Source organism: Stappia sp. WLB 29 (assembly GCF_023507705.1).
GTDB lineage: Bacteria > Pseudomonadota > Alphaproteobacteria > Rhizobiales > Stappiaceae > Stappia.
This window is the reverse complement of record NZ_JALBGD010000001.1, coordinates 506373-531128: the sequence shown is the minus strand read 5'-3', so window position 1 is coordinate 531128 and position 24756 is coordinate 506373. Positions and strand designations below refer to the sequence as shown.

The window sequence follows — 24756 nt, the reverse complement described above, 5'->3', positions numbered from 1 at the left end:
GGGAAGACCTGCCCGTTTGCTTGTCGATTGTCGTTGGTGCGTGCGGTCGCCGGCCTACTCGGCTGCCGCGTCCGCATCTGCGTCCGCCTTCTGCCGATTGCGGCGACGCTTGGACGGCTCGGGCCTGGGTGCCAGCACCGGCTCGCTCTGCTCGACGGCGACGATGCGCTTGCCGTTGAAAGCGAGGGCGATCTCGCCGCGCTTCAGCTTCAAGGCGGCTTCGCCGAACAGCTCCATCCGCCAGCCCTTCAACGCATCGACATCGGCATCGTCGCTGGCAGCGATCTTTTCCAGGTCTTCCATGGTGGCGATAACCTTGGCGGCAACGCCGTTGGCTTCGCTGACCAGCTTGAGCAGGACCTTGAGAAGGTCGACGGCCGCCGCCGACCCGTCGGGCGCGGCGCGTCCCTTGGGCACGGCCGGGAGCTTGTCCTTGGGGATCGCCATCGCCCGCTTGACCGCGCCGAGGATCTCTTCGGCCGTGCGCGAGCGCTCGAAGCCGCGCGGAATGGTGCGCAGGGCGGCGAGCGCCTGGGTGTTGGTCGGCTGCTGGGCGGCGATCTCGTAGATCGCGTCGTCCTTGAGGATGCGGTTGCGCGGCACGTCGCGCTCATGTGCCTCGCGCTCGCGCCAGGCGGCCACCTCCTGCAGCACCGCGAACTCGATCGGCTTGCGTACCCGCAGCTTCAGCCGCTTCCACGCATTTTCCGGATCGGTGCGATAAGTGTTTTCGGAGGTGAGGATCTCCATCTCGTCGCCGACCCAGTGGCTGCGACCCTGTTCGGCGAGGTTCGCCTTCAGGAAGTGGTAGACCTCGCGCAGATGCGTCACGTCGGCCAGCGCATAGTCGAGCTGCTTTTCGCTCAAGGGCCGGCGCGACCAGTCGGTGAAGCGAGACGACTTGTCGATCCTGACCGCTGTGATGCGGTGGACCAGCTGGTCGTAGGAGATCGAATCGCCGAAGCCGCAGACCATTGCCGCGACCTGGGTGTCGAACACCGGGTGCGGGATGAACCCGCCGAGGTGATAGACGATCTCGATGTCCTGCCTTGCGGCGTGGAACACCTTCACGACGCTCTCGTCGCGCATCAGCTCGAAAAACGGCGCAAGGTCGAGGCCGTCGGCTAGCGCGTCGATGATCACGGCATCCTCGACGCTCGCCATCTGGATGACGCAGAGCTTCGGCCAGAAGGTCGTTTCGCGCAGGAACTCCGTGTCGACAGCGACGAAATCGTGTTGCGCGAGACGCCGACACACATCGGCCAGTTCTTTGGTGCTTGAAATGATATGCATAGTAATCGCGAGATATAGCGGATGCTTGCCCGCTTGTCGCCACGAAACCGCCTTGTTATGGCCTGTTCGTTCGGCGGGCTTTCAGGGGCCGCCAACCGGCTCGCCGCCTTGACTTTGTCGTCATCCCATGGCTTGTGCACGGGCGCGCCATCGCGCCGGCCGGCAGCTGCTTCGCCTTGTCAGCCGCCACTTTTTTCAAACTTCGGGCCATCGAGGACCACATGCATCGCTATCGCAGTCACACGTGCGGGGAACTGCGCGAAACCCATGTCGGTGCCACGGCGCGCCTGTCGGGCTGGGTGCACCGCGTGCGTGATCACGGCGGCCTGCTCTTCATCGACCTGCGCGACCACTACGGCATGACGCAGTGTGTGATCGATCCCGATTCGCCCGCCTTCAAGCTCGCCGAGACGGTTCGCGCCGAGTGGTGCATCCGCATCGACGGAGACGTGAAGATGCGCACGCCGGAGACGGTCAACGAGACGCTGCCGACCGGCGCGATCGAGATCTTCATCCGCGAGCTGGAAGTGCTGGGTTCGGCGCGCGAGCTGCCGCTGCCGGTCTTCAACGAGCCGGACTATCCCGAAGACATCCGCCTGACCTACCGTTTCCTCGACCTGCGCCGCGAGACGCTGCACGAGAACATCATGACCCGCACGCGCATCATCGGCTCGATGCGCCAGCGCATGGGGGCGGCGGGCTTCACCGAGTTTCAGACGCCGATCCTCACGGCGTCCTCGCCGGAAGGCGCGCGCGACTTCCTGGTGCCCTCGCGGCTGCATCCGGGCAAGTTCTACGCGCTGCCGCAGGCGCCGCAGCAGTTCAAGCAGCTGCTGATGGTCTCCGGCTTCGACCGCTATTTTCAGATCGCGCCGTGCTTCCGCGACGAGGACCCGCGCGCCGACCGTCTGCCGGGCGAGTTCTACCAGCTCGACCTGGAGATGAGCTTCGTCGAGCAGGAGGACGTGTTCTCAACGATGGAACCGATCATGCGCGGCATCTTCGAGGAGTTCGCGAAGGGCAAGCCGGTCACCGGGACATTCCCGCGCATTCCGTATGCGGACGCGATCGCCAAGTACGGCAGTGACAAGCCGGACCTGCGCAACCCGATCGAGATGCAGGACGTCGGCACCCATTTCGCCGGCTCCGGCTTCAAGATCTTTGCGCGCCTGCTCGAGGATCCGAAGAACGCCGTGTGGGCCATTCCGGCCCCGACCGGCGGCAGCCGTGCCTTCTGCGACCGGATGAACTCCTGGGCGCAGGGCGAGGGCCAGCCGGGCCTCGGCTACATCTTCTGGCGCGAGGAGGGCGGTGCCCTCGAGGGTGCCGGCCCGCTCGCCAAGAACATCGGCGAGGAGCGCACCGAGGCGATCCGCACCCAGCTCGGCCTGAAGGCCGGCGATGCGGCGTTCTTCGTCGCGGGCGATCCGAAGAAGTTCTCCGACTTCGCCGGCAAGGCGCGGACCCGCGTCGGCGAGGAACTGGACCTCGTCGACCGCGACCGCTTCGCGCTCGCCTGGATCGTCGACTTCCCGTTCTTCGAATGGGACGAGGAAGAGAAGAAGGTCGAGTTCGCCCACAATCCGTTCTCCATGCCGCAGGGCGGCCTGGAGGCTCTGGAGACGATGGACCCGCTTGACATCAAGGCGTTTCAGTACGACCTCGTGTGCAACGGCTACGAGATCGCCTCAGGCTCGATCCGTAACCAGTCGCCGGAGCTGATGGTCAAGGCGTTCGAGAAGGTCGGCCTGTCGAAGAGCGACGTGGAGGAGCGCTTCGGCGGCCTCTACCGTGCCTTCCAGTACGGCGCGCCGCCGCATGGCGGCATGGCTGCCGGTGTCGACCGGATCGTCATGTTGCTGGTCGGGGCAAAGAACGTGCGCGATGTCAGCCTGTTCCCGATGAACCAGCAGGCGCAGGACCTGCTGATGGGCGCACCGTCCGACGTTTACCCCAAGCAGTTGCGCGAGCTTCATATCCGGCTCAATTTGCCCGAGAAGGGCTGACGGTTATCGTCAGCCGCCCGGGGCAGGGGCGGATGCGGCGGCACGGGTCGCCGGAGAGCTGCAAGGACAAGGCCGACGCATTGAAACGCATCTGGTCCCACCTGTTCGCCGATCCGGAAGGCACGCCCTTCCTGGTCCGGCGGCTGGTCCTGGAAAACGCCCGCGACTATGTGTGGCGCTATATCCTGGCCTTCGTCTTCATGGGCCTGGTCGCCGCCAGCACGGCGGCGAGCGCCTGGATCATGAAGGACGTCATCAACGAGGTCTTCCTGGAACGCGATGCGACCATGGTGATGGTCATCGCAGGCTTCGTGATGTTCATCTTCACGGTGAAGGGGCTTGCCACCTACGGTCAACTCGTGGTCCTCGGCGAGATCGGCAATGCCATCGTCGCGAAGACGCAGTCGCGCCTGTTCGAGGCGATTACCCGCCAGGACGTCGCCTTCTTCGAAACGTCCGGCATCGGCGACCTCGGTACGCGGCTTTCGCATAACGCCACGGCGGCCCGGGTTGCGCTCGATCTCATCGTCACCGCGCTCGGGCGCGACCTCCTGACCGTGATCGCGCTGGTCGCGGTGATGATCGCGCAGGATCCGTTGATGAGCCTGATCGCGTTGGTGATCATGCCGCCGGCGATTATCATCATCGCCGGTCTGGTGCGACGCGTGCGCCGGGTGGCGAAGTCGCAATTCGTCTCGCTCACCCGCATCCTCTCCATCGCTCAGGAAACCATTGCAGGCATTCGTGTGGTGAAGGCTTTTGCGGTGGAGCAGAGGCTGCGCCGCGACATGGATGCGGCGGTCGAGGACGTACGCCTGCGCGCCAACAAGATGACCCGCCTGTCCGCGCGCACCTCGCCTGTGATGGAAACCCTCGGCGGCGTCGCCATCGCCCTGGTGATCCTCTACGGCGGCTTCAGCGTGGTGGAACGCGGCAGCGACCCCGGCGCTTTCTTCGCCTTCATCACGGCGCTTCTGCTCGCCTACGATCCTGCCCGGCGTCTCGCCCGGCTGCATGTCAATCTGTCGGCCCACATGGTCGGCGTCCGGCTGATGTACGAGGTGCTGGACCGTGCCTCTGCCGAGGCTTCGGGTGAGGGTACCCAGTTGCCGGGGGCGCCGTTCCAGCCGGGAAGCGTGCGCTTTGAGAACGTCGCCTTCCACTACGGCGAGGCACCGGCGCTGGCCGGGCTCGATTTCACCGCCCGTGCTGGTGAGGTGACCGCGCTTGTCGGACCGTCGGGAGCGGGAAAGTCCACCGTGTTTTCGCTGCTCGAGCGATTCTACGAGCCCGTCTCGGGCCGCATCACGGTCGGTGGACGCGACATTCGCGACACCACCATTACCGACATCCGCGCGGCCATCGCGCTGGTTTCGCAGGACACGTTCCTGTTCGACATGTCCGTGCGCGACAACATTGCCATGGGGCGACCTGCCGCCAGCGAGGACGAGATCGTGCAGGCGGCGCGCGAGGCGAATGCGCACGACTTCATCATGGAGCTCGACGAGGGCTACGACACGCGGGTGGGCGAGGGCGGCGGCCGGCTGTCCGGCGGCCAACGCCAGCGCATCGCCATCGCGCGGGCGATCCTGCGGGATGCGCCCCTGCTGCTGCTCGACGAAGCGACCTCGGCGCTGGATTCGGAATCCGAGGCCAAGATCCAGGCAGCGCTCGCCAACCTGATGCGCGGGCGCACGACGCTGGTCATCGCGCACCGCCTGTCGACCGTGCGCGAGGCGAACCAGATTGTCGTGATGGATCGCGGCCGCGCCATCGAGAGCGGCACCCACCGCGAGCTTTTCGCGCGTGGCGGGCTCTACAAGCGGCTTTGCGACCTGCAGTTCTCCGACAGCGGATCGACCGACTGACGCCGCTGGCGCTGACCGGTTGCGGCTCGCTGGACATGAAAAAACCCCGCCGCAGGGCTCTGCGGCGGGGTTCTTTGTTCTTGGATCGGGCGACCCGGTCAGCGGCCGGAATTGGCCATGACGGTTGCGTTGAGAAGCTGCGGCAGGGTGTCCGGTGCGGTCGCCAGCACGCCCATGATCTGCATCGCGGGGACCGGTGTCTCCGGCTCGACGGTGATCACCAGTTCGTCCGGCGACACGAGGAAGCTCTTCAGCGCGCCGTGTAGGTTCTGACCGAACGGTGTGTCCTTGAGCGGGCCCATTTCGTTGGCGGCCTGATCGGCAAGGCCGAGCGCCAGGGTTTCCGGCGACAGACCGGCGGGCTTGGCCTGCTGCTCGATAAAGGCGGAGACCAGACGGGCATCGCGCACCGTCAGGCTCGCCTTGTTCACCATCGCGGTAGCGATGACCATCTGCGCCTGCTCAGGGCTCTCGAACACCACGCGCGGCACGCCGCCGATTTCCATCTTCAGGTCCATGGACCCGCCGCCCTCGATGGTGAAGGAGAGCGGATCGATGCTGAGCGTCTGGGTGTCGGCGTTCCAGCTGATCCGCGTTTCGTCGGAATAGCTGACGACCTTCAGGTCGAGCGCTTCGAAGAGTGCGCGCGCCTCGTCCTCCTCGATCAGCGAGACCGGGAAGGAGGCGTTCTTCGTCATCGCCTCGATCCGGGTCGGGATCGGGTTGATGAAGTCGCTCATGGCGAGCCGGTAGCTCTCGATCGAGACGGGAGCGGGCAGTTCGTCCGAGGCTACCTTGATGCCTTCCATCTCCAGCAGGCCGAGCGTGGGGACCACCGAGAGGATCTCGGGCAGCGTCGGCTCGCGGTTGCTCGAGGCGACGAAGAAGTCGATGTAGCGCGACAGCGGCGCCAGCCGCAGTTCGCTCATGCGGAACAGTTTCGCATCGACAGCGGCGTTGTTCTCTTCCGCCTTGATCGACAGGTCGGCCATAGAGAAATCGCCGAAGCCGCGATAGGACGCGTCCTTCGCCTGGATGCTGCCGATGGCGCCGTTGAGAATGGGCGAGGAGATGGCGAGGGCGGACAGGTCGAAGCTGTCCAGCGAGGCCGCCGCCAGCGCATCGGCCGCCTGGCCGCCCAGGGCGGTCAGGGACGCCTCGTCCTGCGGCAGCTTGCCGAGAGCGGCCTGGTCGCCGATGGAGGCGATGTCGAAAGCCGGAGCATCCGGATCGATGCGCAGGCCCGCCATCGACAGGCTGCCGATGGCGGCGGAGCCTTCCGCGAACGAGAAGTTCATGCCCTCGACGGAGGCGCTGGCGATGATCTCGTCGCCGGTCAGGCGGTCGGCGGGAAGGGCGCCGAACAGCCTCAGAAGCGGCTTCATGTCGGTGCCGGTGACGACCTGCAGGCCGGTTTCCTCGCGCATCGCGACGGTGTCGGTGGTTACGCCCGGTTCCGTCTTGATCGTGGTCTCAGAGATGGTCTTCTCGATGCGCTGTTCTTCGATCCGGCCGTTGGCGAAGCCGGTGATGGTCATGCCCTCGTAGGACTGTGTGCCCGAGGTGCCGTCGGGCATCTTCGAGGTCGATTCCATCCGGCGGACGAACATCTTGCCGATCGTCGTATCGAGGCCGGCGACGATGGCCGGAAGGAAGCGGGAAACCGGACGTTCCGGATCTTCCTGCGCCTCGAACGGCACCTGCAGGTAGTCCTCGGCGACGAGGTCGTACTGGATGACCGACATGTCGAAGCCGTTGCGCACGCCGTCCTCGGTCACGCCGCCGGAAAACGCGAACTCGTGCGCTCCAGGCTGCTCGTAGCGGTCGAGACGATAGCCCTTGTCGGTCTTGGTGACGCCGATCAGCCGGGTTTCCGGGCTGTTGATGCGGATGTCGAGATCGACGTTCGCGCCGGCAATCGAAAAGGCGAGATCCCAACCGAATTTCGCATCGCGCACGATGGCGTCGCCGGTTCCGGTCTCGGTGACGCTGCCGTATTCGGCGATGGTTGCGCCGTGATCCTTCGCCCACTGGAGGAAGGCATCGGCGGCATCCAGGGCCGGGTTGGCGGTGGCGGGGGAGGCAAGGGCCAGGGTGACGAGGAGGGCGCCGGCCGTCGGGGTGTGTCGCAAGCTTCTGGGCATCGTCCGTTGTCCGTGATCTGGTGGCAACCCGCCTTTCAAAGCGGGCGTTCATGCCGAAACCGGCGCAGACGTGCTGCGCCGGCTTCGGCTGTTCGTCGATGTCGTGGACGGAGCCCCCCTTGGCCGCCCGACGTCGAGGTCAGTCCTGATTGGCCGCGACCGTCACGCCGAGAATGGTCGGCAGGGTCTGCGGTGCCATCATCGCGGTTCCCAGCAACTGGGCGAAGGGAACCGGCGTAGACGGAGCCGCGGTTGCTGAGATCGACTGCGGATCGTTCAGGAAGGTGGTGGCGGCGCCGGAGACGCTCTTCTGGAACTCGGGATTGCCGATGGCGGCGAGCAGCATGGGCAGAGCGGCGCTCAACTGGCCGACGAACTGTTCGCGGGTCGAGCCGGACTCCTTCGCCTGCGCGTCGAGCAGACGGTCGACCAGCGATTCGTTGTCCAGCCGCAGGCTCAGGCTCACCACCTGCAGGCCCTGCATGATGCCCATAGCCTCTTCCGGCTTGCCTTGCGCTGCCTCCAGCTTGGCGAAGACCTCGCGGGTCAGGCCGTTCAGCTTCAGCGATGCGTTCAGCGTCGCGGCCTCGGTGCCGGAGATCGTCAGGTCGGAAATCTCCAGCGCGCCGGTGTCCGGATCCCAGTCCGCCTCCAGCGACAGGCCGAGGACGACCTTGTCGTAGCCAAGATCGGTCAGGGTCTTGCGCTCTTCTGCATCGAGGCTTTCGGCCGAGATCTCGACGCCCTCGACGGTGAGGGAGCCGGCGGTCGGCAGCTCGTCATCCATCTCGTCGATCACTGCGACCACGCTGGCGACCGGGATCTTGCCGTCAGCGCCGCTGTCGACGAGGACGCCGGTGATTTCGGCGCGCGAATAGGACGGGGCGATCGCATCGGTGCTGGCCTTCGCCTTCACCGTCGCGGCAGAGGGCAGGACCGGATCGTCGATGTCGATCAGGGCGACAGTGACGCCTACGTCCTTGCCGTCTTCCTGGTTCTGGATGGCCACGCCGCTCATCGACATGCTGCTGGCCGTCAGCCCGCCGTCGGAGGCGACTTCGCCTTCCTCGAACGACATCGTGGCAATGGTCATCTCGGTTTTCCGGCCGCTGTCGTCGATGGCGGCGCGTATGCCGGTGATCGTCACCGTGTCGCCGTTCTCCTCGACGCTGTCGTAGCCGGCCACGGTCGCTTTTCCGGCCTCGAAAATCTCGAAGAACGTGTCCGCGATCTCGTTGCCGGACGCATCGAAGGCGAGTGCGGGCGTGGCAAGGAGAAGCGGGCAGGCGAGCGCGATGGCGCGTGCGCGGCGAAGGGCAAGATTAGTCATTCAGACGTCTCCGACTGGTGTTTGGGGGTCCGCTCCCTGCCTGCGGACCGCTACGATGCGCCAAATGCGGCGCGAGAACAAGCTGCGCGCTCAGATTGTTCAGCGCGATTCCTCACCCCGACCGTCAGTCGCGGGCCGGCTGCTTCTCCGTCCATTCGGCCATTGCCGTCTCGACATCGGCGAGCGCCGGCAGGCTCTCCTCGTTGCCCAGATGCTGGATTGCATGGGACGACGCGGCGCGGGCGAAGCGGAAATGCTGCTCCCACGCAGCGGCGCTGTCCCGCATCCAGGAATAGACATAGGCGCCGTGGAACACGTCGCCGGCGCCGTTGGTGTCGACGATACGCGCCTTCGGCACGTCCAGCGCCGGGAGCCGACGCGTCGGGCCGCGGTTCTCGTACCAGAACATGCCATCTTCGCCGACAGTGACGCCGGCAACCGGGCAGCCGCGTTCGCGCAGATACTCGAGAGTCTCCTCGAAGCCGAGGCCGAGCTGCTCGCAGAACCGCGCCGAAACCACAGCGACGTCGATATAGCGTAGCAGCTCGTCGGTGTTCTCGCGCACCGCGCCGCCGTCGAGCGAGGTGAGGATGCCGGCCGCCCGCGCCGCCTTGGCATAGTGGAGGGCGGCGTCCGGCATGTGGCCGTCGAGATGCAGCGCGCGGCAGCCGGCAAGGTTGAGCTCGGGGAAGGGGTGCAGGAAGTCGTTGTCGCGGCAGCGGACGATGGCGCGCTTGCCGTCCTTGGGCATGATGAAGGAGAGGGAGGATTCCCGTACCTTTCGCCCGTGGATCGAGATGCCGTACTTGGCGGCCATGTCCAGAAACATGCGGGCAAGCCAGTCGTCGGCCTGCGAGCACAGGATGTCCGGGGCGATGCCGAGCCGTGCGCAGGCGAAGCCCGCCGTCACGGCGTTGCCGCCGAAGCTCACCGCATAGTCGCGTGCGATGGTCTTTTCGTCGCCTGTCGGCAGTGTGTCGGTGAGGAAGGTGATGTCGATATAGGCCTGACCGATGAATAGGGCCTGCATGCTTCGGCGCGCTCCTTGCTGGCGGGTTTATCTCTCGTTCTCAAGTCGCGGTCCCTGCGGAATTTTCTGCCTTTGCAGAGGCCGCCTTCAGGGGTCATTTACCAAAGGAACCGATACTGGTCCGACTGTTCAATGCCGGATCGTTGCGTGCCTCATCGTTACACCCGTTTCCTGAAGACACTGGCGATTGCCCTCGGCCTGGCGATTGCGCCCCTCATTGCGGCCAATTACATCCTTGCCAACTACGCCGTAACACAGGCTCGGACCGAGATGAAGGCGATTGCCGAGCGCTACGTCCTGCGGGCGGAGAAGGCGATCGGAGATGCGGTCTCGGTGCTTCAGACCCTGCATCAGAACGGGCATGTGACCTGTTCCGCGGACGACCGCCGGGCGTTCCACTCGGGCCTCATCGATGCGCCGTTCGTGCAGATGATCGGCGTGGTCAATTCCGGCGGCGTGATCATCTGCAACGTTCCGGATCAGCCCGGACAGGGGCGGCAAGTGCTGCCCGTGCTGCAGGCGGATTCGCCCCTGGTGGGCATCGGCATGCGCGATCGTGTCTACGAGGGCGCGCGGGTCGCGCTGGTCAGCTGGCGCATCGGCACCGGCAACCGTCTGCTGGCGGAGATTTCTCCGGTGGCGATCGCCATCGATCCGGGGCCGGAATACCTGCGTGCCCACCGGCATGTGGAGTTGCGCCTCGGGGACGGCGTCACCTGGCTGCGGTCGGGCGAGTACAGCAACATCAGTTCCCGCGAAGGCGAAAGCGAACTGGTCGTCGAGGTGCCTTCCGAGAAGTATCCGATGCTCGCGACCGTTTCGGCGCCCGCCTCCGCTGCAGCCAACCTGGTCCGCGACCTGAAGGTCGTGGCAGCCATTGCCTGTGTCGGCTTTGCGATCCTCTTCGTCGCCGTCAGCGTCTGGTTCTCCTGGCGGCCGGAAAGCGAGGCAGAGGACGAGTTCGTCCAGGCGATCCGGCGCGGAGAGTTCATTCCCTACTATCAGCCTGTGATGGACATCGAGACCGGCCGGCTGCGCGGCTGCGAAGTGCTGATGCGCTGGCAGCGGCCGGACGGTACGGTGATTTCGCCGGGCGCCTTCATGACCTTTGCAGAGACCTCCGGCCACATCTTCGAGATGACGCGGCAGGTCATGCGCAAGACCTGCGACGAGGTCGGCGAGCTCTACTTCCAGAACCCGGAATTCAAGCTGTCGATCAATCTGTTCGCCGGCCATTTCGAGGATCGGCAGATCATCGAGGACATTACCGAGATCTACGGTGGCTCGAAGATCGCCTTCCAGCAGATCGTCATGGAGGTGACCGAACGCCAGCCTCTCTCCAACATGGACACCGCCCGCAAGATCATTGCCGAAATGCAGGCGACCGGCGTGCGCGTGGCGCTGGACGACGTGGGCACCGGCCATGGCGGATTCGCCTATCTCCAGAAGCTCGGTATCGACATCATCAAGATCGACAAGATGTTCATCGACAGCCTGGGAACCGACGACAATTCGACGACCATCGTCGATACGATGGTCGAACTCGCCGACAACCTGGGTATGGGCATCATCGCCGAGGGCGTGGAGACGATGGAGCAGATCGAGCGGCTGCGCGAGCTGGGTGTCTCCGCGGCCCAGGGGTACATCTTCGCGCCGCCCCTGCCGGCCAAGCTGTTCATCGAGCTGGCGCAGGCCCTGTCCGGTGGGCGCAGCTCGGCTATGCCGGAAGGCATGGGGAAGGCGCTCGTCGCCTGAGGAGCGGACCCGCGCGCCTTGCATGCGCGGGGACCTTTTGCGGACGACCGCGATCCGATAAGGTGCGCGCCGATCAGCCTTCTCACTTGGAGCCGGACCTTTGCACGCTCTGACCACGGCGAACGTGACCGCCGCGCCTCGCTGGTGCCGAGCCGTCCTTGCCATTGCCGTTTCCCTGGCGCTCGCAGGGTGCCAGACCGCAGCTTCCACCTCTCCCCAGACCTCACGGGCACAGGCCTCGACCGTTCAGGTTGCCGCACTTCCCGCCCTGCCGGCGACGGCAGCAGCAGTGCCGGGCTCGGAACTGGCCCTTGCCCCGCAGGGCAGCGCCCTCCGGCGGGCGCATGCGGCCATCGTCGTCGATGCGGCGACCGGTACCGTGTTGCACGAGGAAGACGCGGACTCGCTCCGCTATCCGGCCTCCCTCACAAAGATGATGACGCTCTACCTGCTTTTCGACGCCCTGTCGGAAGGGCGGGTGAGCGTCGACACGCCGCTGGTCATTTCGGCCAAGGCGGCCAGCCAGCCGCCCGCGCGCATCGGACTGAAGGCCGGCGGCAAGCTGACCGTTTCGCAGGCGATCCAGGCGCTTGCGGTGAAGTCGGCCAATGACGTTGCCATTGCGGTCGCCGAGAACCTTGCCGGGTCCGAGGCGGCCTTTGCGGCACAGATGACGGCCAAGGCGCGCAGCCTCGGCATGCGCCACACCCGCTTCGTCAACGCCTCCGGCCTGCCTGATCCCAACCAGGTGACCACCGCTCGCGACATGGCGATCCTCTCGCGGGCCCTGAAGAGCCGGCACGCCTCGCGCGCCAGCGCCTTCACGGCACGCAGCTTCTCCTACGAGGGGCGCCGCTATCAGGCGACAAACAACCTGCTTGGCCGCGTGGCCGGGGTCGACGGCATCAAGACCGGCTACATCCGCGATTCCGGCTACAATCTTGCGGCTTCGGCGCATCGCGGCGGGCGCAGCGTCATAGCCGTCGTCTTTGGCGGCGAGAGCGAAGTTGCGCGCGACCGGAAGGTGACGGCCCTCATCGAACAGTATCTGTAGGGCTGGACTTCCGACGTCAGGAGGTCGGCGGGCGTGCCATCAAGAGGCTGGCAGGGCGGACAACCTATCTTCGCCCTTGTCTTTGGTGGTCGGGCGCCGGCTTTCCTCGTTACTCGGCGGCGGCGCGGCGGCCGGAGGACGCTCGAGCAGCGGTTCGCCGTCCTTGTGGACGACGGTTTCGAGGATCCCCGTATCCGCATCGATCAGCAGGAAGACCTCGTCTCCATCCTTGCGGGCGACGATCTCGATCCGGCTGTCCCTGTTGATGTAGCGAAGGGTGCTGTAGCCGTGGGCCGATAGCGTATTGGCGATTTCGTTGATATTTGCGCCCAGACGATCTCCGGGCGATACGTGATCGGCTGCGGCGGGTGATGCGACAGCCAGCATCGCCAGAAAGACGAGATGGCTCGCTGCCTTTCTCAGACGCGCCGGAATCCCGACGGTGACCTCATCCGTTCCGTCCATGGCCTCGCTCCCCGGAATGGCCGGGACCACTCCTCTCGTCCGGACCAAACGCCGGCGAGCCTATCATGAAAACGCGGGATTGTGACGCTCCGTTCAGACTGCTTGTCGGCAAAGTTACCGGCGATCGGTACCTTGGGACAGGTATCCTGACAGATGTTGCAGGGCCGCGCGGTCGCCGTCGGAATCGCTGAGTTCGGGAGGCATGCGCCAGCCGGGCTCGACGTTCTCCATGTTCGGCAACTGGTGGGCGATTCCTTTGTGGCAGTCGATGCAGGTCGCCTCGCCGCTGACGAGGTAGCGCTGGTGGATCGCCGCCGCCCGGTCGGTCTGCCGGGTAAAATCCATGGCGACCGAGGAGTGGCAGTTGCGGCACTCCAGGCTGTCGTTGGCCTTCAGCCGTGCCCATTCGTGCTTTGCCAGTTCCAGCCGGTGGTCGAGGAACTTGCGCCGTGTGTCGATGGTGCCGAAGAGATGGCCCCAGACCTCCTTGGAGGCCTGCATCTTGCGGGCGATCTTATCCGTCCAGTTGTGCGGGACATGGCAGTCGGGGCAGGAGGCGCGCACGCCCGAGCGGTTGGAGAAGTGGACCGTCTGCGTCAGCTCCTCGTAGACGTTGTCCTTCATCTCGTGGCAGCTGATGCAGAACGCCTCGGTGTTGGTCACCTCGAGCGCCGTGTTGAACGCGCCCCAGAAGATGACGCCGCCAACGAAACCGCCGAGCGTCAGGAACCCCAGGCCGAAATGCACGCTCGGCCTTGCGAAGACGGTCCAGGCCTGGCGAGCAAGCGATTTCACACGGCTCCACATGGCCTATTGGCTCCCGGCCGGCCTGGCGCCGAGCTCGCTCATGTCGCGGAACGTGTTGGGGACCAGCGGCGCTGCATCCGATTGCGGCACATGGCACATGGTGCAGAAGTAGCGGCGCGGCGACACATCGGCGAGCATCTGGCCCTCGCGGTCCATGTAGTGGGTGACGCTGATCATCGGCGCGCCGGAGCCTTGCGTGTATTCGCGCTTGTGACACGACAGGCAGCGGTTGGTATTCACCGACAGCTGGTATCCCTCGATCGAATGCGGAATGACCGGCGGCTGCTCCGGGTAGGCCCGCATTTTCCGGACGTCGTCCGTCACCCATTTCGCGACCGGGGGAGCAGTGGGGTTTTCCATCGGCTGAGGCGCGCCCCGCAGGCGCGGAGCATCCTGCGAGAAGGCCGGCAGCGCAAGGCCAGCGGCGAAGACGAGAAGGCCGGCAAGCAGTGCGGGCGCGGCTACGCGGTGGAGACCTTGACTGCGCATTTCTTGAAATCCGTCTGCTTGGAGATAGGATCGGTGGCGTCGAGCGTCACCTTGTTGATCAACTGGCTGGCGTCGAACCACGGCACGAAGATCACACCGCGCGGCATGCGGTTGCGCCCGCGCGTCTCGATGCGCGAGCGGATTTCGCCGCGCCGCGAAGTGACCACGACCTCGGTTCCCTGGTTCAGACCGCGGGCGCGGGCGTCGTCGGGGTGCATGAAGACCCGGGCGCCGGGGAAAGCCTTGTAGAGCTCGGGTACGCGCATGGTCATTGATCCGGAATGCCAGTGTTCCAGCACCCGGCCGGTCACCAGCCACAGATCAAACTCCTCGTCCGGCACTTCCGCCGGGGGCTCGTACGGCACCGCCAGGATGACCGCTCGTCCGTCCTTGCGGCCGTAGAAGCGCACGCCTTCGCCCGCCTTGACGTACGGATCGTATCTCTCGCGGTAGCGCCAGCGGGTTTCCTCGCCGTCGACCACCGGCCAGCGCAGGCCGCGCACCTCGTGGTAACGGTCGTAGGGTGCAAGGTCGTGGCCGTGGCCGCGGCCGAACTCGGCATATTCCTCGAACAGTCCCTTGTGGACGTAGAAGCCGAAGTCCTTGGCTTCCTGGTTCTCGTAGTCGGGATCGATTTCCGACAGGGGGAAGCGGTCGACATTGCCGTTACGATACAGAACATCGAACAGCGTCTTGCCGCGATAGTCGGGATTGGCATCGAGCATCTCCTTGGGCCACACCTCGTCCGTGGTGAAGCGCTTGGAGAACTCCATCAACTGCCACAGGTCGGAACGGGCCTCGCCCTTCGCGGTAACCAGCTGGTGCCAGACATGGGTGCGTCGCTCGGCATTGCCGTAGGCGCCTTCCTTTTCCACCCACATGGCGGCCGGCAGGATGACGTCGGCGGCGAGCGCCGTCACCGTCGGATAGGCGTCGGAGACGACGATGAAATTGTCCGGATTGCGATAGCCGGGATAGGTCTCCTGGCTGTTGTTGGGGGCCGCCTGGACGTTGTTGTTGACCTGGACCCAGTACCAGTTGAGCTTGCCGTCGCGCAGCATCCGGTCTTGCTGGACGGCGTGGTAGCCCGGCTTGTCCGGCAGCAGTCCCGCGGGGAGCTTCCAGATCTCCTCCGCATGCTTGCGGTGCTCGGGATTGGTCACCACCATGTCGGCGGGCAGGCGATGGGCGAAGGTGCCGACCTCGCGCGCCGTTCCGCAGGCGGAAGGCTGGCCGGTCAGCGAAAAGGGGCTGTTGCCCGGCTCGGAGATCTTCCCGGTCAAGAGGTGCAGGTTGTAGACCATGTGGTTGGCCCACACGCCGCGTACATGCTGGTTGAAGCCCATGGTCCACAGCGACATGACCTTGCGGTCCGGGTCGGCATAGAGGTCGGCGAGTTCGCGCAGGAAGTCGGGCTCGACGCCGGACAGTTCCGACACCCGCTCCAGCGTGTATTCTGACACCAGCTTGCGGAAGGTCTCGAAGTCGGCCGGCTCCATCTTTCCCGGATCGCCGGCGCCGGCGGCCTTGAGCTCCAGCTCGTTGTCCGGGCGCAGGCCGTAGCCGATGTCGGTCTGGCCGGTCATGAACACCGCATGGTCGCGCACGAAATCCTCGTTCACGCGCCCGGTCTCGATGATGTGGTTGGCGATGTAGTTGAGGATCGCCAGATCCGTGCCCGGCTTGAACACGATCGGAACGTCGGCAAGGTCCATGCTGCGATGGGTGAAGGTCGACAGCACTGCGACGCGGACATGCTCGTGACCGAGCCGCCGGTCGGCGAGGCGGGTCCACAGGATCGGGTGCATCTCCGCCATGTTCGAGCCCCACAGCACGAAGGCGTCGGCATGCTCGAAATCGTCGTAGCAGCCCATCGGCTCGTCCATGCCGAAGGTGCGCATGAAGGCAGTGGCGGCGGAGGCCATGCAGTGGCGGGCGTTCGGATCGAGATTGTTGGAGCGGAAGCCCGCCCGCATCAGCTTGGTGGCGGCGTAGCCCTCGAAGATCGTCCATTGACCGGAGCCGAACATGCCGAGCGCGGTCGGGCCCTTGGCTGCCAGCGTTTCCTTCGCCTTCTGCGCCATAAGGTCGAAGGCCTCGTCCCACGACACCGGCTCGAACTCGCCGTCCTTGTGGTAGCTGCCGCCGCGCTTGCGCATCAGCGGCGTGGTCAGGCGGTCCTCGCCATACATGATCTTCGACAGGAAGTAGCCCTTGATGCAGTTGAGGCCTCGGTTGACCTCGGCCTGCATGTCGCCATGGGTGGCGACGACCTGACCATCCTTCACGCCGACCATGACGCCGCAGCCGGTGCCGCAGAAGCGGCAGGGGGCTTTCGACCACTTGATGTCGAGCGTGCCGATGCCGCCGGGCACGGGCTGGGCGGCAGCGGGCATGGCGATGCCGGCAGCGGCCGCCGCGACGGCCGCTGCCTGCGCCTTGATCATGTCGCGTCTGGAGAGCTCGAGCTCCATCGTCAGATCTCCTCGATATGTTCGAACACCATGTTGGCCGACACCACGCCGTCGAGCAGGGCTATCTCGACCAGTTGCTTGCCGGTCTCGCCGCGCGGCGCCTCCAGGACGATGACGATCTTGCTGCCCGTGGCGGCGCGAACCTCTACCCCGAAGAGCTCGGAAAGGGTTGTGGCGACGCTGTCCAGCCGGCCCGGCAGGACCGAGACGACGGCGCTGGAAATGGCGAGGGGAATGGCGGGGACGTCAGGCATCGCAGGCCTCTGCCACGGGAGCGAGCGCGATTGCCGAGACGGGACAGGGCGCGACGCAGGCGCCGCAGCCGGTACACAGCGAGGCCGTCACCTGCGGCAGGAACGGACCGCCGCGCCGCGGCGGAAAGCGGATCGCCTCCTGCGGACAGGCATCGCGGCAGGCCTGACAGTCGATGCCGGCGCGGGGCAGACAGTGCCCGGCGATCTGCGGCCTGTAGGGCAGGGCTTCCCGCTCGCCGTCGAACAGGGTCTCCGGGCAGGCCTCGGCGCAGGCGCCGCAAAAGGTGCATTCGCCTGAGGCGAAGGACAGGACCGGGCGCTCGCGAGCCAGTTCCACGATGCCGCTCGGGCAGGCATCGACACAGGCACCGCATCCGGTGCAGCGGTGGAGCGCACCGGCCGACAGCCCGGGGGGCAGCAGCAAGTCGGGAAAGTTGGCGCGTGACGGGCGCCCGGTAAGAAAACGTCGTCTTTCGGCATCGAAGGGCATGGTCATCGTCGCCCCCTCAATGCAGCGCTGACGGAGGGCCGGGCGGGCCGAACACAAGCTGCAGCATCCACACGGCAAAGCCGAAGGCGCCGACGACAGCAACGGCCACGAAAGGCCAGACGCCGAAGGCGAGGACGAGAAACGCCAGAAATTCCGTGCGCCAACGCCGCCGATCCGCGGTGCTGGTGTCAGGTTCCCCCGGTCCTGTCATGTCGACACGTATCCCTTCGCATGGTTTTCGTGTGACCTTGAAAGTAGTCTGTCTGTCTATATGGATATCATCAATGCGCAAAATTGCTTATGCTTCAGAATTTTCGCCGTAATGGCGATTATCTCATGCGTATTTCTGTCAATATGGCTAATGTGTTCAAGGGAAGAATTTCAGATCTTCGATTTGTAGTATCTAATATTTGAATTTTGCATCTGCTCAATTGGCGCCACTGGCGCGAAGAGGAGAAACCTGCGCGGCGGCGAACAGCAGATAGGCAAGGCTCCAGAGGCCGGCGCCGGTACCGAGCAGGGACAGGTACTGCTCGGGCGCGACCGGGGCCGCCACGCGAAGGAGCGCGCCGGCATTGACGGCCAGCACGGCGATCGTGCACAGCCGCTGGCCGGCATGGCCGCCGGGCCCCCGGGTGGATGCCAGGCGGCTCATCACCGCAACCGTCATGCTGCCGATGGCACCGGCGGTGAGCGCGTGCAGGGCGCTGTCGGCCGGGACGCCGGAGTGCGGCAGAGCTGAAAGGGCGGCCAGCAGCAGCCCGACCACCAGCCAGGCATAGCCTGCGTGAAGGGCAAGGATGTCGCCGCGCCGCAGCAGCCAGCCGCGCCAGCGCAGCAGACGGACGAACTGAAACAGTCCGGCTGCACCCAACAAGGCGGCGCTGAACAGGGCATCCGGCGCCAGGACCCAGGCCGGCAGGGCGACGCTGGTCGCCAGCAGAACGAAGATGTCGAAGCGGCCGTAGGGAGCAGGAACGCGCTCGGCACCGCGTCCGGCCAGCGCATTGCGCGTCAGGCTGGGCACCAGGCGCCCGCCGACGGCAGCGATCAGAAGGGCGGCCACGGCAATGCCGGTACGCGTCATGGTCGCGGCCATTGCCGGATCGTCGCCCAGAAGCCGGTGGGCGAGGGCGGCGACAGCCAGTGCGGGGAACAGCATCAGCCCGTGCCGCGACTGGCCGCTGCGGCCGAGTCGCATTTCGCGGATCAGCAGCGCTGAGACCGCCAGCGGAAAGGCCGCGTCGACGGCAACCGTCAGGGGCAGGGGGGCGACGAGAGGCACGAGGCGCCCGGCCAGCCACAGGCCGACAAGCAGCGCCAGCGGCCTGCCGGCGGTCGGCAACCGGCCGGACCAGTTCGGCGTTGCCGACAGCAGATAACCTGCCATGATCGGCGGCAGGAAGCCGAAGACCATCTCATGCGCGTGCCAGGTCATCGCCGGCAGCCCGGCAACTTCTGCCACGCCTGCGGTGTAGATCCAGATCCACAGCGGCACCGCGGCCGCCCCCTGAAGCGCGGCGGCGAAGAACAGCGGCCGGAAGGCGACAGCAAGCCACCACCCGTTCGCCGGACGTCTCATGCCGCCGATGGCGGGCGAAGCCTGAGTTGCGTTTGCGGGAAGAGAGCGCGTCTGCGGTGCCATTGCCGGCGTCCTTGCAAGTTGGGGGACGCTTGCAGGAGTAACCGCGGAATTCGCCTGCTTCGTTGTTCCCGCGCAAAGACGCGAACGGCGGGGGAGCCTAGACCTTCACCTGACGTTGCAAGGGGAGTTCTCCCATGTCCAGCTATCACGGTTCCACCGCCGGAGCGGCCAGAAGGGTCGGGCCGGAGACGCTTGTCGGGGACTTGATGAGCGACTACCGCGCCACCATCGCCGTGTTCATCCGCCACAAGATGATGTGCATCGGCTGCCCGGTCGCGCGCATTCACGACGTCGAGGAGGCTTGCCGCGAACATGGCATCTCCCTCGAGCGGTTCCTCGGCGAGCTCGACGCCGCCATTCTCGGCGTCGCGTGACGTCATGACCGACACCACGGACGCGGCCGTCCCAGGCGACTTCGCCATCGATGCAGATGTGTTGGCCGAGGGCTTCGGCCTTTCGGCGGAAGACTTCCGCGAACGGCTCCGCGCCGGAGCGGTGACGGGGCGGCTCTATCGCGGCATCGACGAGGATGCCGGGACATGGCGGTTGGAAGCGTTCCATGCCAATGCCCGGCTGACCGTCATAACCGACGAGGAGGGCCGCCCGCTCCGGCGGTCGCTGGTCGATTTCGGCGACCGGCCGCTGCCGCGCGAGATGCGCATGCCGCCAAGCGGACGGATCAGTCGTCCGAACGCTCGGCAAGCATGAACAGCTTGTGCGCGTTGCAGACGATCACCTTCTTGCGGGCGCTGGAGACCAGCCCCTGGGCTTCCCATGAGGTCATCACCCGGCTCACCGTGTGAAGCGTCGTGCCGGTCATCTCGGCGATGTCCTGTCGCGTGACGGGGAAGTCGATCAGGATACCGTCCTCGGTCTTGCGGCCCGCCTGGTTGACGAGGCGCAGCAGGGCATGCGCCACCCGCCGTTCCACTTCCTCCGTCGACAGCTCGCGGATGCGTGTATGCGCGTCCTGCAGGCGTTGCCCCACCGTCTGCAGCGCATTCATCGCCAGCACCGGACTGCGGGCAATGAAGGAGTCCCATTGGCCGGATGGCCAAACGAGGGCGAGGCTGTCGACAACTGCGGAGGCGGTCGCGGGATAGTCCGTGCGCCGCATCGCCTTGGCGATGCCGAAGATGTCGCCTGGGCTGACATGGCGTACCACCACCTGCTGCCCGTCCGGCGTCGTCTGCACCACCTTCAGCCGGCCGTGCAAAAGGGCGAAGAACTCGCTCGCCGGTTCTCCTTGCGCGAAAACGGTCGCACCGATGGCGTATCTGCGGCTGACCGCCATGGCCAGCACCGCGTCGAGGTCCTCGTCCGACATCGACTGGAAGATCGTCAGGTCCCGGATCAGGGAGCGGTCAAGTTGTGCAGGCGGCATTCCGTGGTTCCCTCCTCAGATGCCATTTTGTCGCAGGGTGTCCGGTCTTGGATGCCGGCCTTGTTTGCCTTTTCGCAAAAAGAAAATCGCCGAGCGGGTGTTTCCTGAACTTGTCGAAAACGACGCACGACAGGAAAGGAATACATCATGATCACGAGACGTACCGCACTGATCGGGACCGCAATGGCCACTCTGATGGCGGTCGTCCCGGTCCTGGCCGACGAAACGGCGAACCCGACGCTGAACGCGCTGGACCTGCCGGATCAGACCGCGACCCTGGAGCGTGTGCAGGCGACCCTGGTGCCGCCGCCCGCCGTGATGGATCACGACCGTGTCGCCCCCGGCGCCCCGAAGATCGTCGAATTCACCATGACCATCGAGGAGAAGACGGTCGTCGTCGATGACCAGGGAACGACGTTCCAGGCGATGACCTTCAACGGCACGATGCCCGGACCGACCATGGTTGTCCATGAGGGCGATTACGTGGAGCTGACGCTGGTCAATCCCGAAACCAACGAGATGCCCCACAACATCGATTTCCACGCCGCGACCGGCGCGCTCGGCGGCGCCGCGCTGACCCTGATCAATCCGGGCGAGCAGGCGACGCTGCGCTTCAAGGCGACCCGCACGGGCACCTTCGTCTATCACTGCGCGCCTCCGGGCATGGTGCCCTGGCATGTGGTGTCGGGCATGAGCGGCACGCTGATGGTTCTGCCGCGCGAGGGTCTGAAGGACGAGCAGGGCAATCCCGTCGCCTACGACACCGCCTACACGATCGGCGAGTTCGACCTTTACATCCCGAAGGACGAGAACGGCAACTACAGGACCTACGAGAGCCTTGGCGAATCGTATGCCGACACTCTGGAGGTGATGCGCGGGCTGATCCCCACCCACGTGGTCTTCAACGGTTCGAAGAACGCACTCACCGGCGAGAATGCCATGACCGCGAAGGTCGGCGAGAAGGTGATGTTCATCCACAGCACCGCCAACCGCGACACCCGTCCGCACCTGATCGGCGGCCATGGCGACCTGGTCTGGGAGACCGGCAAGTTCGCCAACCCGCCCGAGCGCGACTTGGAGACCTGGTTCGTGCGCGGCGGCAGCGCGGCGGTGGCGATCTACGAGTTCCTGCAGCCGGGCATCTACGCCTATGTGAACCACAACCTCATCGAGGCGGCCGAACTCGGTGCCACCGGCCACGTCAAGGTCGAGGGCCAGTGGAACAACGACCTGATGATGCAGGTCAGCGCACCGGCCCCCATCGCGGTCCAGTAACCGCCAAGCCGAAACGACAGCCCGCCATGGCGGGCTGTCGCCTTGCCAATCGGGAGAGGCTGCCATGTTCGCGAAAGGGAAAACGACGCTCCTGCCGCTCGTTGCGGTTCTGTCGCTGCCATTTGTTGCCGGCGCAGCGCTGCCGGGAGCATCCGAACCGGCGGACGTGCCGGAGGTGGTGCTGATCGAGGAAAGCACCATCATCTACCGCCTGCCGGGCGAATATCTGGTCGGCCGCACGGCGACCAACGCGCCGCTGGAGAAGATCTCGCTCACCCGTCCCTTCGAGATCATGCGCCGTCAGGTAACGGCGGGCGAATACGGGCGCTGCGTCGAGGCCGGAGGCTGCCTTGCCCTCGATGCGCCGCAGGATCCGGAGATGCCGGTCGTCGGCGTCAACTGGTACGACGCGGCCGCCTATGCCGCCTGGTTCAGCCGGGAGACCGGCGAGCGGTGGCGCCTGCCGACCGATAGGGAATGGTCGCTCGCCGCCGGCAGCCGCTATCGCGACGACGCGCTGACCGATGTTGCCGACGCGCAGGATCCCTCGCGCCGCTGGATCGCGCTTTACGAGGCGGAGACCGCACGCGGCGCCGGCGTCGATCCGAGGCCGCGGCCGGTCGGTCATTTCGGCAGCAACGAGCAGGGGCTGTTCGATATCGGCGGAAACGTCTGGGAGTGGACCGACAGCTGCTACCTGCGTCATCGCTTCGATCCGGTCACGGACGCAGAAACCGTCGTCGAGAATTGCGGCATCCGCATCGCGCAAGGCAGCCACCGGGCCTACATGACCACTTTCTTCCGCGATCCGAAGGCCGGAGCCTGCTCGGTCGGTATTCCGCCCGCCAATCTCGGCATCCGCCTCGTGCGCGACGAGCCTGGTGCCCTGCAAAGGCTGAAGACATGGATCGGCCTCTAGGCAGCATCGGGCCAGCCCTTGCGGACAGCGACGACGACGTGTTGTCGCGGCTGGCCCATGTGCTGCATGAGATGGGACTGCCTTGCGACTGCCAGGACCAGGTGGAGCGTGCGGTCTCGCTCTTTGCCGAGCTGGAGGCGCGGCGCGTGCGTCGGCGGTTGATGGAGGCGGCCCGCACCCGTGCGGTGCGGCTTGCGGGCTTCATCGGCTATCTCGACGACCTGCGCGAGGGGACAGGCGAGCAACTCGGTCCCGACGACTGCCTGCTGATCGCCGACACGTTCCGCACCATCGGCCGCACCGCCTCGGAAGGCGCCGCCTGCCTGGAGATGTTGGCAGGACGACTGGAAGCGACAGGCGGGGAAGCGGTCGTCGGGCAGACCTGACGCCCCGCACGGCTCTTGCCCATTCGCGCCGTTCTTTGTCCCGGCACAAAGAGCGCTCGCCGCCTATCGCCTAGGGCTGGGTGTCGCCAGCAACCAGGGGAGGGCTGTCCGGTTGCTCCGGCGACGCCCCTGCTTCTGCTGGCGGACGGAGACCGGCGATGACCTTTCACCCCACCACCTTGCACCGCAAGCCCGGTACCGGCGCTGCGCCCGCCATCGGACCCGGCCAGCCGGTCGTGCCGCAGTCGGTCAGCGGCCGGTTCCGTCGGTTGAAATGGGCGGCCGTCGGCCTGTGCCTCGCGCTCTACTACGTGTTGCCGTTTCTGCGCTACGACCGCGGACCCGGCCAGCCGACCCAGGCGATCCTGTTCGATCTGGCGCAGCTGCGCTTCCATCTCGCGGGCCTCGAGTTGCGTCCGCAGGAGCTCTACCTGCTGACCGGCCTGCTGGTGCTCGCCACCATCGTGCTGGTCCTGTCCAACGTGGTCGCGGGCCGGATCTGGTGCGGCTTCTTCTGCCCCCAGACCGTGTGGACGGACCTGTTCCTGTGGGTCGAGCGGCAGCTGGAAGGCGACCGCCGCGAGAGGCTGCGCCAGCTCTACCTGCCGATGACGCCGGCCCGCGCTTTGCGGCGGGGCGTCAAGCACACGATCTGGCTGGCGATCGCGGCCGGCACCGGCGGGGCATTCGCGCTTTATTTCGCCGACGCACCGACCTTGCTGCGCGAGATCTTCATGGGCGAGGCCTCCAGCGTCGCCTATGGCGCGGTGCTGACCCTGACGCTGACGACTTACACGCTCGCCGGCTTCGCCCGCGAGAAGATGTGCACCTACATGTGCCCCTGGCCGCGCCTGCAGGGTGCCGTCTGGGACGCGGAAGCCTTTGGCGTCGCCTATCGCGACTATCGCGGCGAGGCGCGCATGTCGGCTAAGAAGGCGGCGGCGGCCCGCGCCAACGGCCTGCCGGCCGGCGACTGCGTCGACTGCATGGCCTGCGTCAATGTCTGCCCGATGGGCATCGACATCCGCGAGGGGCCGAACCTTGCCTGCATCAATTGCGGCCTGTGCGTCGACGCCTGCGACACGACCATGCAGAAGCTCGACCGGCCGCGCGGGCTGATCGACTACGAGAGCTGGACCAATATCGAGCGCGGCCGCAAGGGAGAGGCCCGTGTGCCGGTGCGGCTGGTGCGGTCGAAGACGGCGGCGCTGGCGCTCGCCGGCCTTGCGACGGCCGTTGCCATCGTGATGGTGGTGGCGACCCGCACGACCCTGTCGCTCAGCGTTGCCCACGAGCGCAATCCGGTGGCGGTGGAGCTGTCGGACGGGCGGGTGCGCAACGCCTACGAGATCCGCGTCTCGCACGTCGCCGGGGCAGGGGGTACTTTGCTGCTCGGCATCGAGGGCGAGGTCGCCGGCCGTGCCGAACTGCGCACGGCCGGTACGGCCGATCCGCAGGCGGAGGGGATTGCCGTCCTGCTCGACGAGCGGGGCAGCCGGCGGCTGCGCGTGACCGTCACCGCCGAGCCGTCCGCTGCCGGACCGATCGCGTTCCGCCTCACCGACCCGGCGAGCGGGGAGAGCGTCATGGCCTCGGATTTCTTCAAGATTCCATAAGTTTCGCGGACTTTGCGCTGGCACAACGTTGCGGCGCAGCAAGGCGAATATTCCTTCAGACAACGGACCGCG

At 66.0% G+C, this 24756-nt stretch carries 23 protein-coding genes; 10 read left to right on the top strand and 13 right to left on the bottom strand.

What is annotated here, in order from left to right; all coding sequences use genetic code 11:
* Positions 1-54 precede the first annotated feature (54 nt).
* Positions 55-1293, bottom strand: a complete 1239-nt coding sequence (gene rnd / locus MNI96_RS02465) for a ribonuclease D (protein WP_249690067.1) — start codon at positions 1291-1293, stop codon at positions 55-57.
* Positions 1294-1514: 221 nt separating this feature from the next.
* On the opposite strand from rnd, the gene aspS reads away from it, so the two are divergent.
* Both aspS and MNI96_RS02455 read left to right on the top strand, forming a co-directional pair.
* Positions 1515-3299 carry an aspartate--tRNA ligase gene (aspS, locus tag MNI96_RS02460; protein ID WP_249690065.1) on the top strand — a complete coding sequence of 595 codons (1785 nt, stop codon included), beginning with the start codon at positions 1515-1517 and terminating at the stop codon, positions 3297-3299.
* Between the two features lie 80 nt (positions 3300-3379).
* Positions 3380-5167 carry an ABC transporter ATP-binding protein gene (locus MNI96_RS02455; RefSeq protein WP_283776286.1) on the top strand — a complete coding sequence of 596 codons (1788 nt, stop codon included), beginning with the start codon at positions 3380-3382 and terminating at the stop codon, positions 5165-5167.
* Between the two features lie 98 nt (positions 5168-5265).
* On the opposite strand, the gene MNI96_RS02450 is transcribed toward MNI96_RS02455, so the two are convergent.
* The 3 genes from MNI96_RS02450 to MNI96_RS02440 form a co-directional block, all read right to left on the bottom strand.
* The gene (locus tag MNI96_RS02450; RefSeq protein ID WP_249690063.1) at positions 5266-7311 is read right to left on the bottom strand and encodes an aq_1923 C-terminal domain; all 2046 of its coding nucleotides are present in this window, start codon (positions 7309-7311) and stop codon (positions 5266-5268) included.
* 139 nt (positions 7312-7450) lie between these two features.
* The gene (locus tag MNI96_RS02445) at positions 7451-8641 is read right to left on the bottom strand and encodes an aq_1923 C-terminal domain (protein WP_249690061.1); all 1191 of its coding nucleotides are present in this window, start codon (positions 8639-8641) and stop codon (positions 7451-7453) included.
* Between the two features lie 124 nt (positions 8642-8765).
* The gene (locus MNI96_RS02440) at positions 8766-9671 is read right to left on the bottom strand and encodes a sugar kinase (RefSeq protein ID WP_249690059.1); all 906 of its coding nucleotides are present in this window, start codon (positions 9669-9671) and stop codon (positions 8766-8768) included.
* A 147-nt stretch (positions 9672-9818) separates the two neighbouring features.
* On the opposite strand from MNI96_RS02440, the gene MNI96_RS02435 reads away from it, so the two are divergent.
* Entirely contained in the window at positions 9819-11426 is a 1608-nt protein-coding gene (locus tag MNI96_RS02435; RefSeq protein ID WP_249690056.1) for an EAL domain-containing protein, read from the top strand.
* A gap of 100 nt (positions 11427-11526) precedes the next feature.
* Complete coding sequence (locus tag MNI96_RS02430; protein WP_349629114.1) at positions 11527-12480, top strand: D-alanyl-D-alanine carboxypeptidase family protein; 954 nt, start codon at positions 11527-11529, stop codon at positions 12478-12480.
* A gap of 39 nt (positions 12481-12519) precedes the next feature.
* Here MNI96_RS02430 and MNI96_RS02425 read toward each other — a convergent pair whose 3' ends face one another.
* The 8 genes from MNI96_RS02425 to MNI96_RS02390 all read right to left on the bottom strand — a co-directional run bounded on the left by MNI96_RS02425 (position 12520) and on the right by MNI96_RS02390 (position 19104).
* Positions 12520-12945, bottom strand: coding sequence for a hypothetical protein (locus MNI96_RS02425; protein WP_249690055.1), 426 nt, complete (start codon positions 12943-12945; stop codon positions 12520-12522).
* A 114-nt stretch (positions 12946-13059) separates the two neighbouring features.
* Positions 13060-13752 carry a cytochrome c3 family protein gene (locus MNI96_RS02420; protein ID WP_249690053.1) on the bottom strand — a complete coding sequence of 231 codons (693 nt, stop codon included), beginning with the start codon at positions 13750-13752 and terminating at the stop codon, positions 13060-13062.
* Positions 13753-13755: 3 nt separating this feature from the next.
* Positions 13756-14241, bottom strand: a complete 486-nt coding sequence (locus tag MNI96_RS02415; RefSeq protein ID WP_249690051.1) for a nitrate reductase cytochrome c-type subunit — start codon at positions 14239-14241, stop codon at positions 13756-13758.
* Positions 14214-16715, bottom strand: coding sequence for a periplasmic nitrate reductase subunit alpha (napA, locus tag MNI96_RS02410; RefSeq protein ID WP_249690049.1), 2502 nt, complete (start codon positions 16713-16715; stop codon positions 14214-14216). The genes MNI96_RS02415 and napA overlap by 28 nt, the downstream gene beginning before the upstream one ends.
* Before the next feature lie 2 nt (positions 16716-16717).
* Positions 16718-16969 carry a chaperone NapD gene (locus MNI96_RS02405; RefSeq protein ID WP_249690047.1) on the bottom strand — a complete coding sequence of 84 codons (252 nt, stop codon included), beginning with the start codon at positions 16967-16969 and terminating at the stop codon, positions 16718-16720.
* Positions 16962-17465: a ferredoxin-type protein NapF gene (locus tag MNI96_RS02400; protein ID WP_249690045.1), complete on the bottom strand. Its 504-nt coding sequence runs from the start codon at positions 17463-17465 to the stop codon at positions 16962-16964. The genes MNI96_RS02405 and MNI96_RS02400 overlap by 8 nt, the downstream gene beginning before the upstream one ends.
* Positions 17466-17475: 10 nt before the next feature.
* The gene (locus MNI96_RS02395) at positions 17476-17670 is read right to left on the bottom strand and encodes a periplasmic nitrate reductase, NapE protein (protein ID WP_249690043.1); all 195 of its coding nucleotides are present in this window, start codon (positions 17668-17670) and stop codon (positions 17476-17478) included.
* A 216-nt stretch (positions 17671-17886) separates the two neighbouring features.
* Complete coding sequence (locus MNI96_RS02390) at positions 17887-19104, bottom strand: NnrS family protein (protein ID WP_249690041.1); 1218 nt, start codon at positions 19102-19104, stop codon at positions 17887-17889.
* Positions 19105-19238: 134 nt separating this feature from the next.
* Here MNI96_RS02390 and MNI96_RS02385 point away from each other — a divergent pair, with 134 nt between their 5' ends.
* Together MNI96_RS02385 and MNI96_RS02380 are read left to right on the top strand one after the other, a co-directional pair.
* Positions 19239-19478 carry a DUF1858 domain-containing protein gene (locus MNI96_RS02385; protein WP_283776285.1) on the top strand — a complete coding sequence of 80 codons (240 nt, stop codon included), beginning with the start codon at positions 19239-19241 and terminating at the stop codon, positions 19476-19478.
* A gap of 4 nt (positions 19479-19482) precedes the next feature.
* Complete coding sequence (locus MNI96_RS02380) at positions 19483-19812, top strand: DUF6522 family protein (protein WP_249690039.1); 330 nt, start codon at positions 19483-19485, stop codon at positions 19810-19812.
* Here the strand turns inward: MNI96_RS02380 and MNI96_RS02375 are convergent.
* Entirely contained in the window at positions 19784-20488 is a 705-nt protein-coding gene (locus MNI96_RS02375) for a Crp/Fnr family transcriptional regulator (RefSeq protein ID WP_249690037.1), read from the bottom strand. The two genes, MNI96_RS02380 and MNI96_RS02375, sit on opposite strands and share 29 nt — an antisense overlap.
* A 147-nt stretch (positions 20489-20635) precedes the next feature.
* On the opposite strand from MNI96_RS02375, the gene nirK reads away from it, so the two are divergent.
* The 4 genes from nirK (at position 20636) to ccoG (ending at position 24684) form a co-directional block, all read left to right on the top strand.
* Complete coding sequence (nirK, locus tag MNI96_RS02370; protein WP_249690035.1) at positions 20636-21763, top strand: copper-containing nitrite reductase; 1128 nt, start codon at positions 20636-20638, stop codon at positions 21761-21763.
* A gap of 64 nt (positions 21764-21827) precedes the next feature.
* Positions 21828-22682 carry an SUMF1/EgtB/PvdO family nonheme iron enzyme gene (locus MNI96_RS02365; RefSeq protein WP_249690033.1) on the top strand — a complete coding sequence of 285 codons (855 nt, stop codon included), beginning with the start codon at positions 21828-21830 and terminating at the stop codon, positions 22680-22682.
* Positions 22667-23068, top strand: a complete 402-nt coding sequence (locus MNI96_RS02360; RefSeq protein WP_249690030.1) for a hypothetical protein — start codon at positions 22667-22669, stop codon at positions 23066-23068. Before MNI96_RS02365 ends, MNI96_RS02360 begins: the two co-directional genes overlap by 16 nt.
* Positions 23069-23226: 158 nt before the next feature.
* The gene (gene ccoG, locus MNI96_RS02355; RefSeq protein ID WP_249690028.1) at positions 23227-24684 is read left to right on the top strand and encodes a cytochrome c oxidase accessory protein CcoG; all 1458 of its coding nucleotides are present in this window, start codon (positions 23227-23229) and stop codon (positions 24682-24684) included.
* The last annotated feature ends 72 nt before the right edge of the window (positions 24685-24756 follow it).

Bases quoted from the DNA above. Each gene is read 5' to 3' on its own strand.
- rnd (WP_249690067.1), bottom strand. From the start codon at position 1,293: ATGCATATCATTTCAAGCACCAAAGAACTGGCCGATGTGTGTCGGCGT.
- aspS (WP_249690065.1), top strand. From the start codon at position 1,515: ATGCATCGCTATCGCAGTCACACGTGCGGGGAACTGCGCGAAACCCAT.
- MNI96_RS02450 (WP_249690063.1), bottom strand. From the start codon at position 7,311: ATGCCCAGAAGCTTGCGACACACCCCGACGGCCGGCGCCCTCCTCGTC.
- MNI96_RS02445 (WP_249690061.1), bottom strand. From the start codon at position 8,641: ATGACTAATCTTGCCCTTCGCCGCGCACGCGCCATCGCGCTCGCCTGC.
- MNI96_RS02440 (WP_249690059.1), bottom strand. From the start codon at position 9,671: ATGCAGGCCCTATTCATCGGTCAGGCCTATATCGACATCACCTTCCTC.
- MNI96_RS02425 (WP_249690055.1), bottom strand. From the start codon at position 12,945: ATGGACGGAACGGATGAGGTCACCGTCGGGATTCCGGCGCGTCTGAGA.
- MNI96_RS02420 (WP_249690053.1), bottom strand. From the start codon at position 13,752: ATGTGGAGCCGTGTGAAATCGCTTGCTCGCCAGGCCTGGACCGTCTTC.
- MNI96_RS02415 (WP_249690051.1), bottom strand. From the start codon at position 14,241: ATGCGCAGTCAAGGTCTCCACCGCGTAGCCGCGCCCGCACTGCTTGCC.
- napA (WP_249690049.1), bottom strand. From the start codon at position 16,715: ATGGAGCTCGAGCTCTCCAGACGCGACATGATCAAGGCGCAGGCAGCG.
- MNI96_RS02405 (WP_249690047.1), bottom strand. From the start codon at position 16,969: ATGCCTGACGTCCCCGCCATTCCCCTCGCCATTTCCAGCGCCGTCGTC.
- MNI96_RS02400 (WP_249690045.1), bottom strand. From the start codon at position 17,465: ATGACCATGCCCTTCGATGCCGAAAGACGACGTTTTCTTACCGGGCGC.
- MNI96_RS02395 (WP_249690043.1), bottom strand. From the start codon at position 17,670: ATGACAGGACCGGGGGAACCTGACACCAGCACCGCGGATCGGCGGCGT.
- MNI96_RS02390 (WP_249690041.1), bottom strand. From the start codon at position 19,104: ATGGCACCGCAGACGCGCTCTCTTCCCGCAAACGCAACTCAGGCTTCG.
- MNI96_RS02385 (WP_283776285.1), top strand. From the start codon at position 19,239: ATGTCCAGCTATCACGGTTCCACCGCCGGAGCGGCCAGAAGGGTCGGG.
- MNI96_RS02380 (WP_249690039.1), top strand. From the start codon at position 19,483: ATGACCGACACCACGGACGCGGCCGTCCCAGGCGACTTCGCCATCGAT.
- MNI96_RS02375 (WP_249690037.1), bottom strand. From the start codon at position 20,488: ATGCCGCCTGCACAACTTGACCGCTCCCTGATCCGGGACCTGACGATC.
- nirK (WP_249690035.1), top strand. From the start codon at position 20,636: ATGATCACGAGACGTACCGCACTGATCGGGACCGCAATGGCCACTCTG.
- MNI96_RS02365 (WP_249690033.1), top strand. From the start codon at position 21,828: ATGTTCGCGAAAGGGAAAACGACGCTCCTGCCGCTCGTTGCGGTTCTG.
- MNI96_RS02360 (WP_249690030.1), top strand. From the start codon at position 22,667: ATGGATCGGCCTCTAGGCAGCATCGGGCCAGCCCTTGCGGACAGCGAC.
- ccoG (WP_249690028.1), top strand. From the start codon at position 23,227: ATGACCTTTCACCCCACCACCTTGCACCGCAAGCCCGGTACCGGCGCT.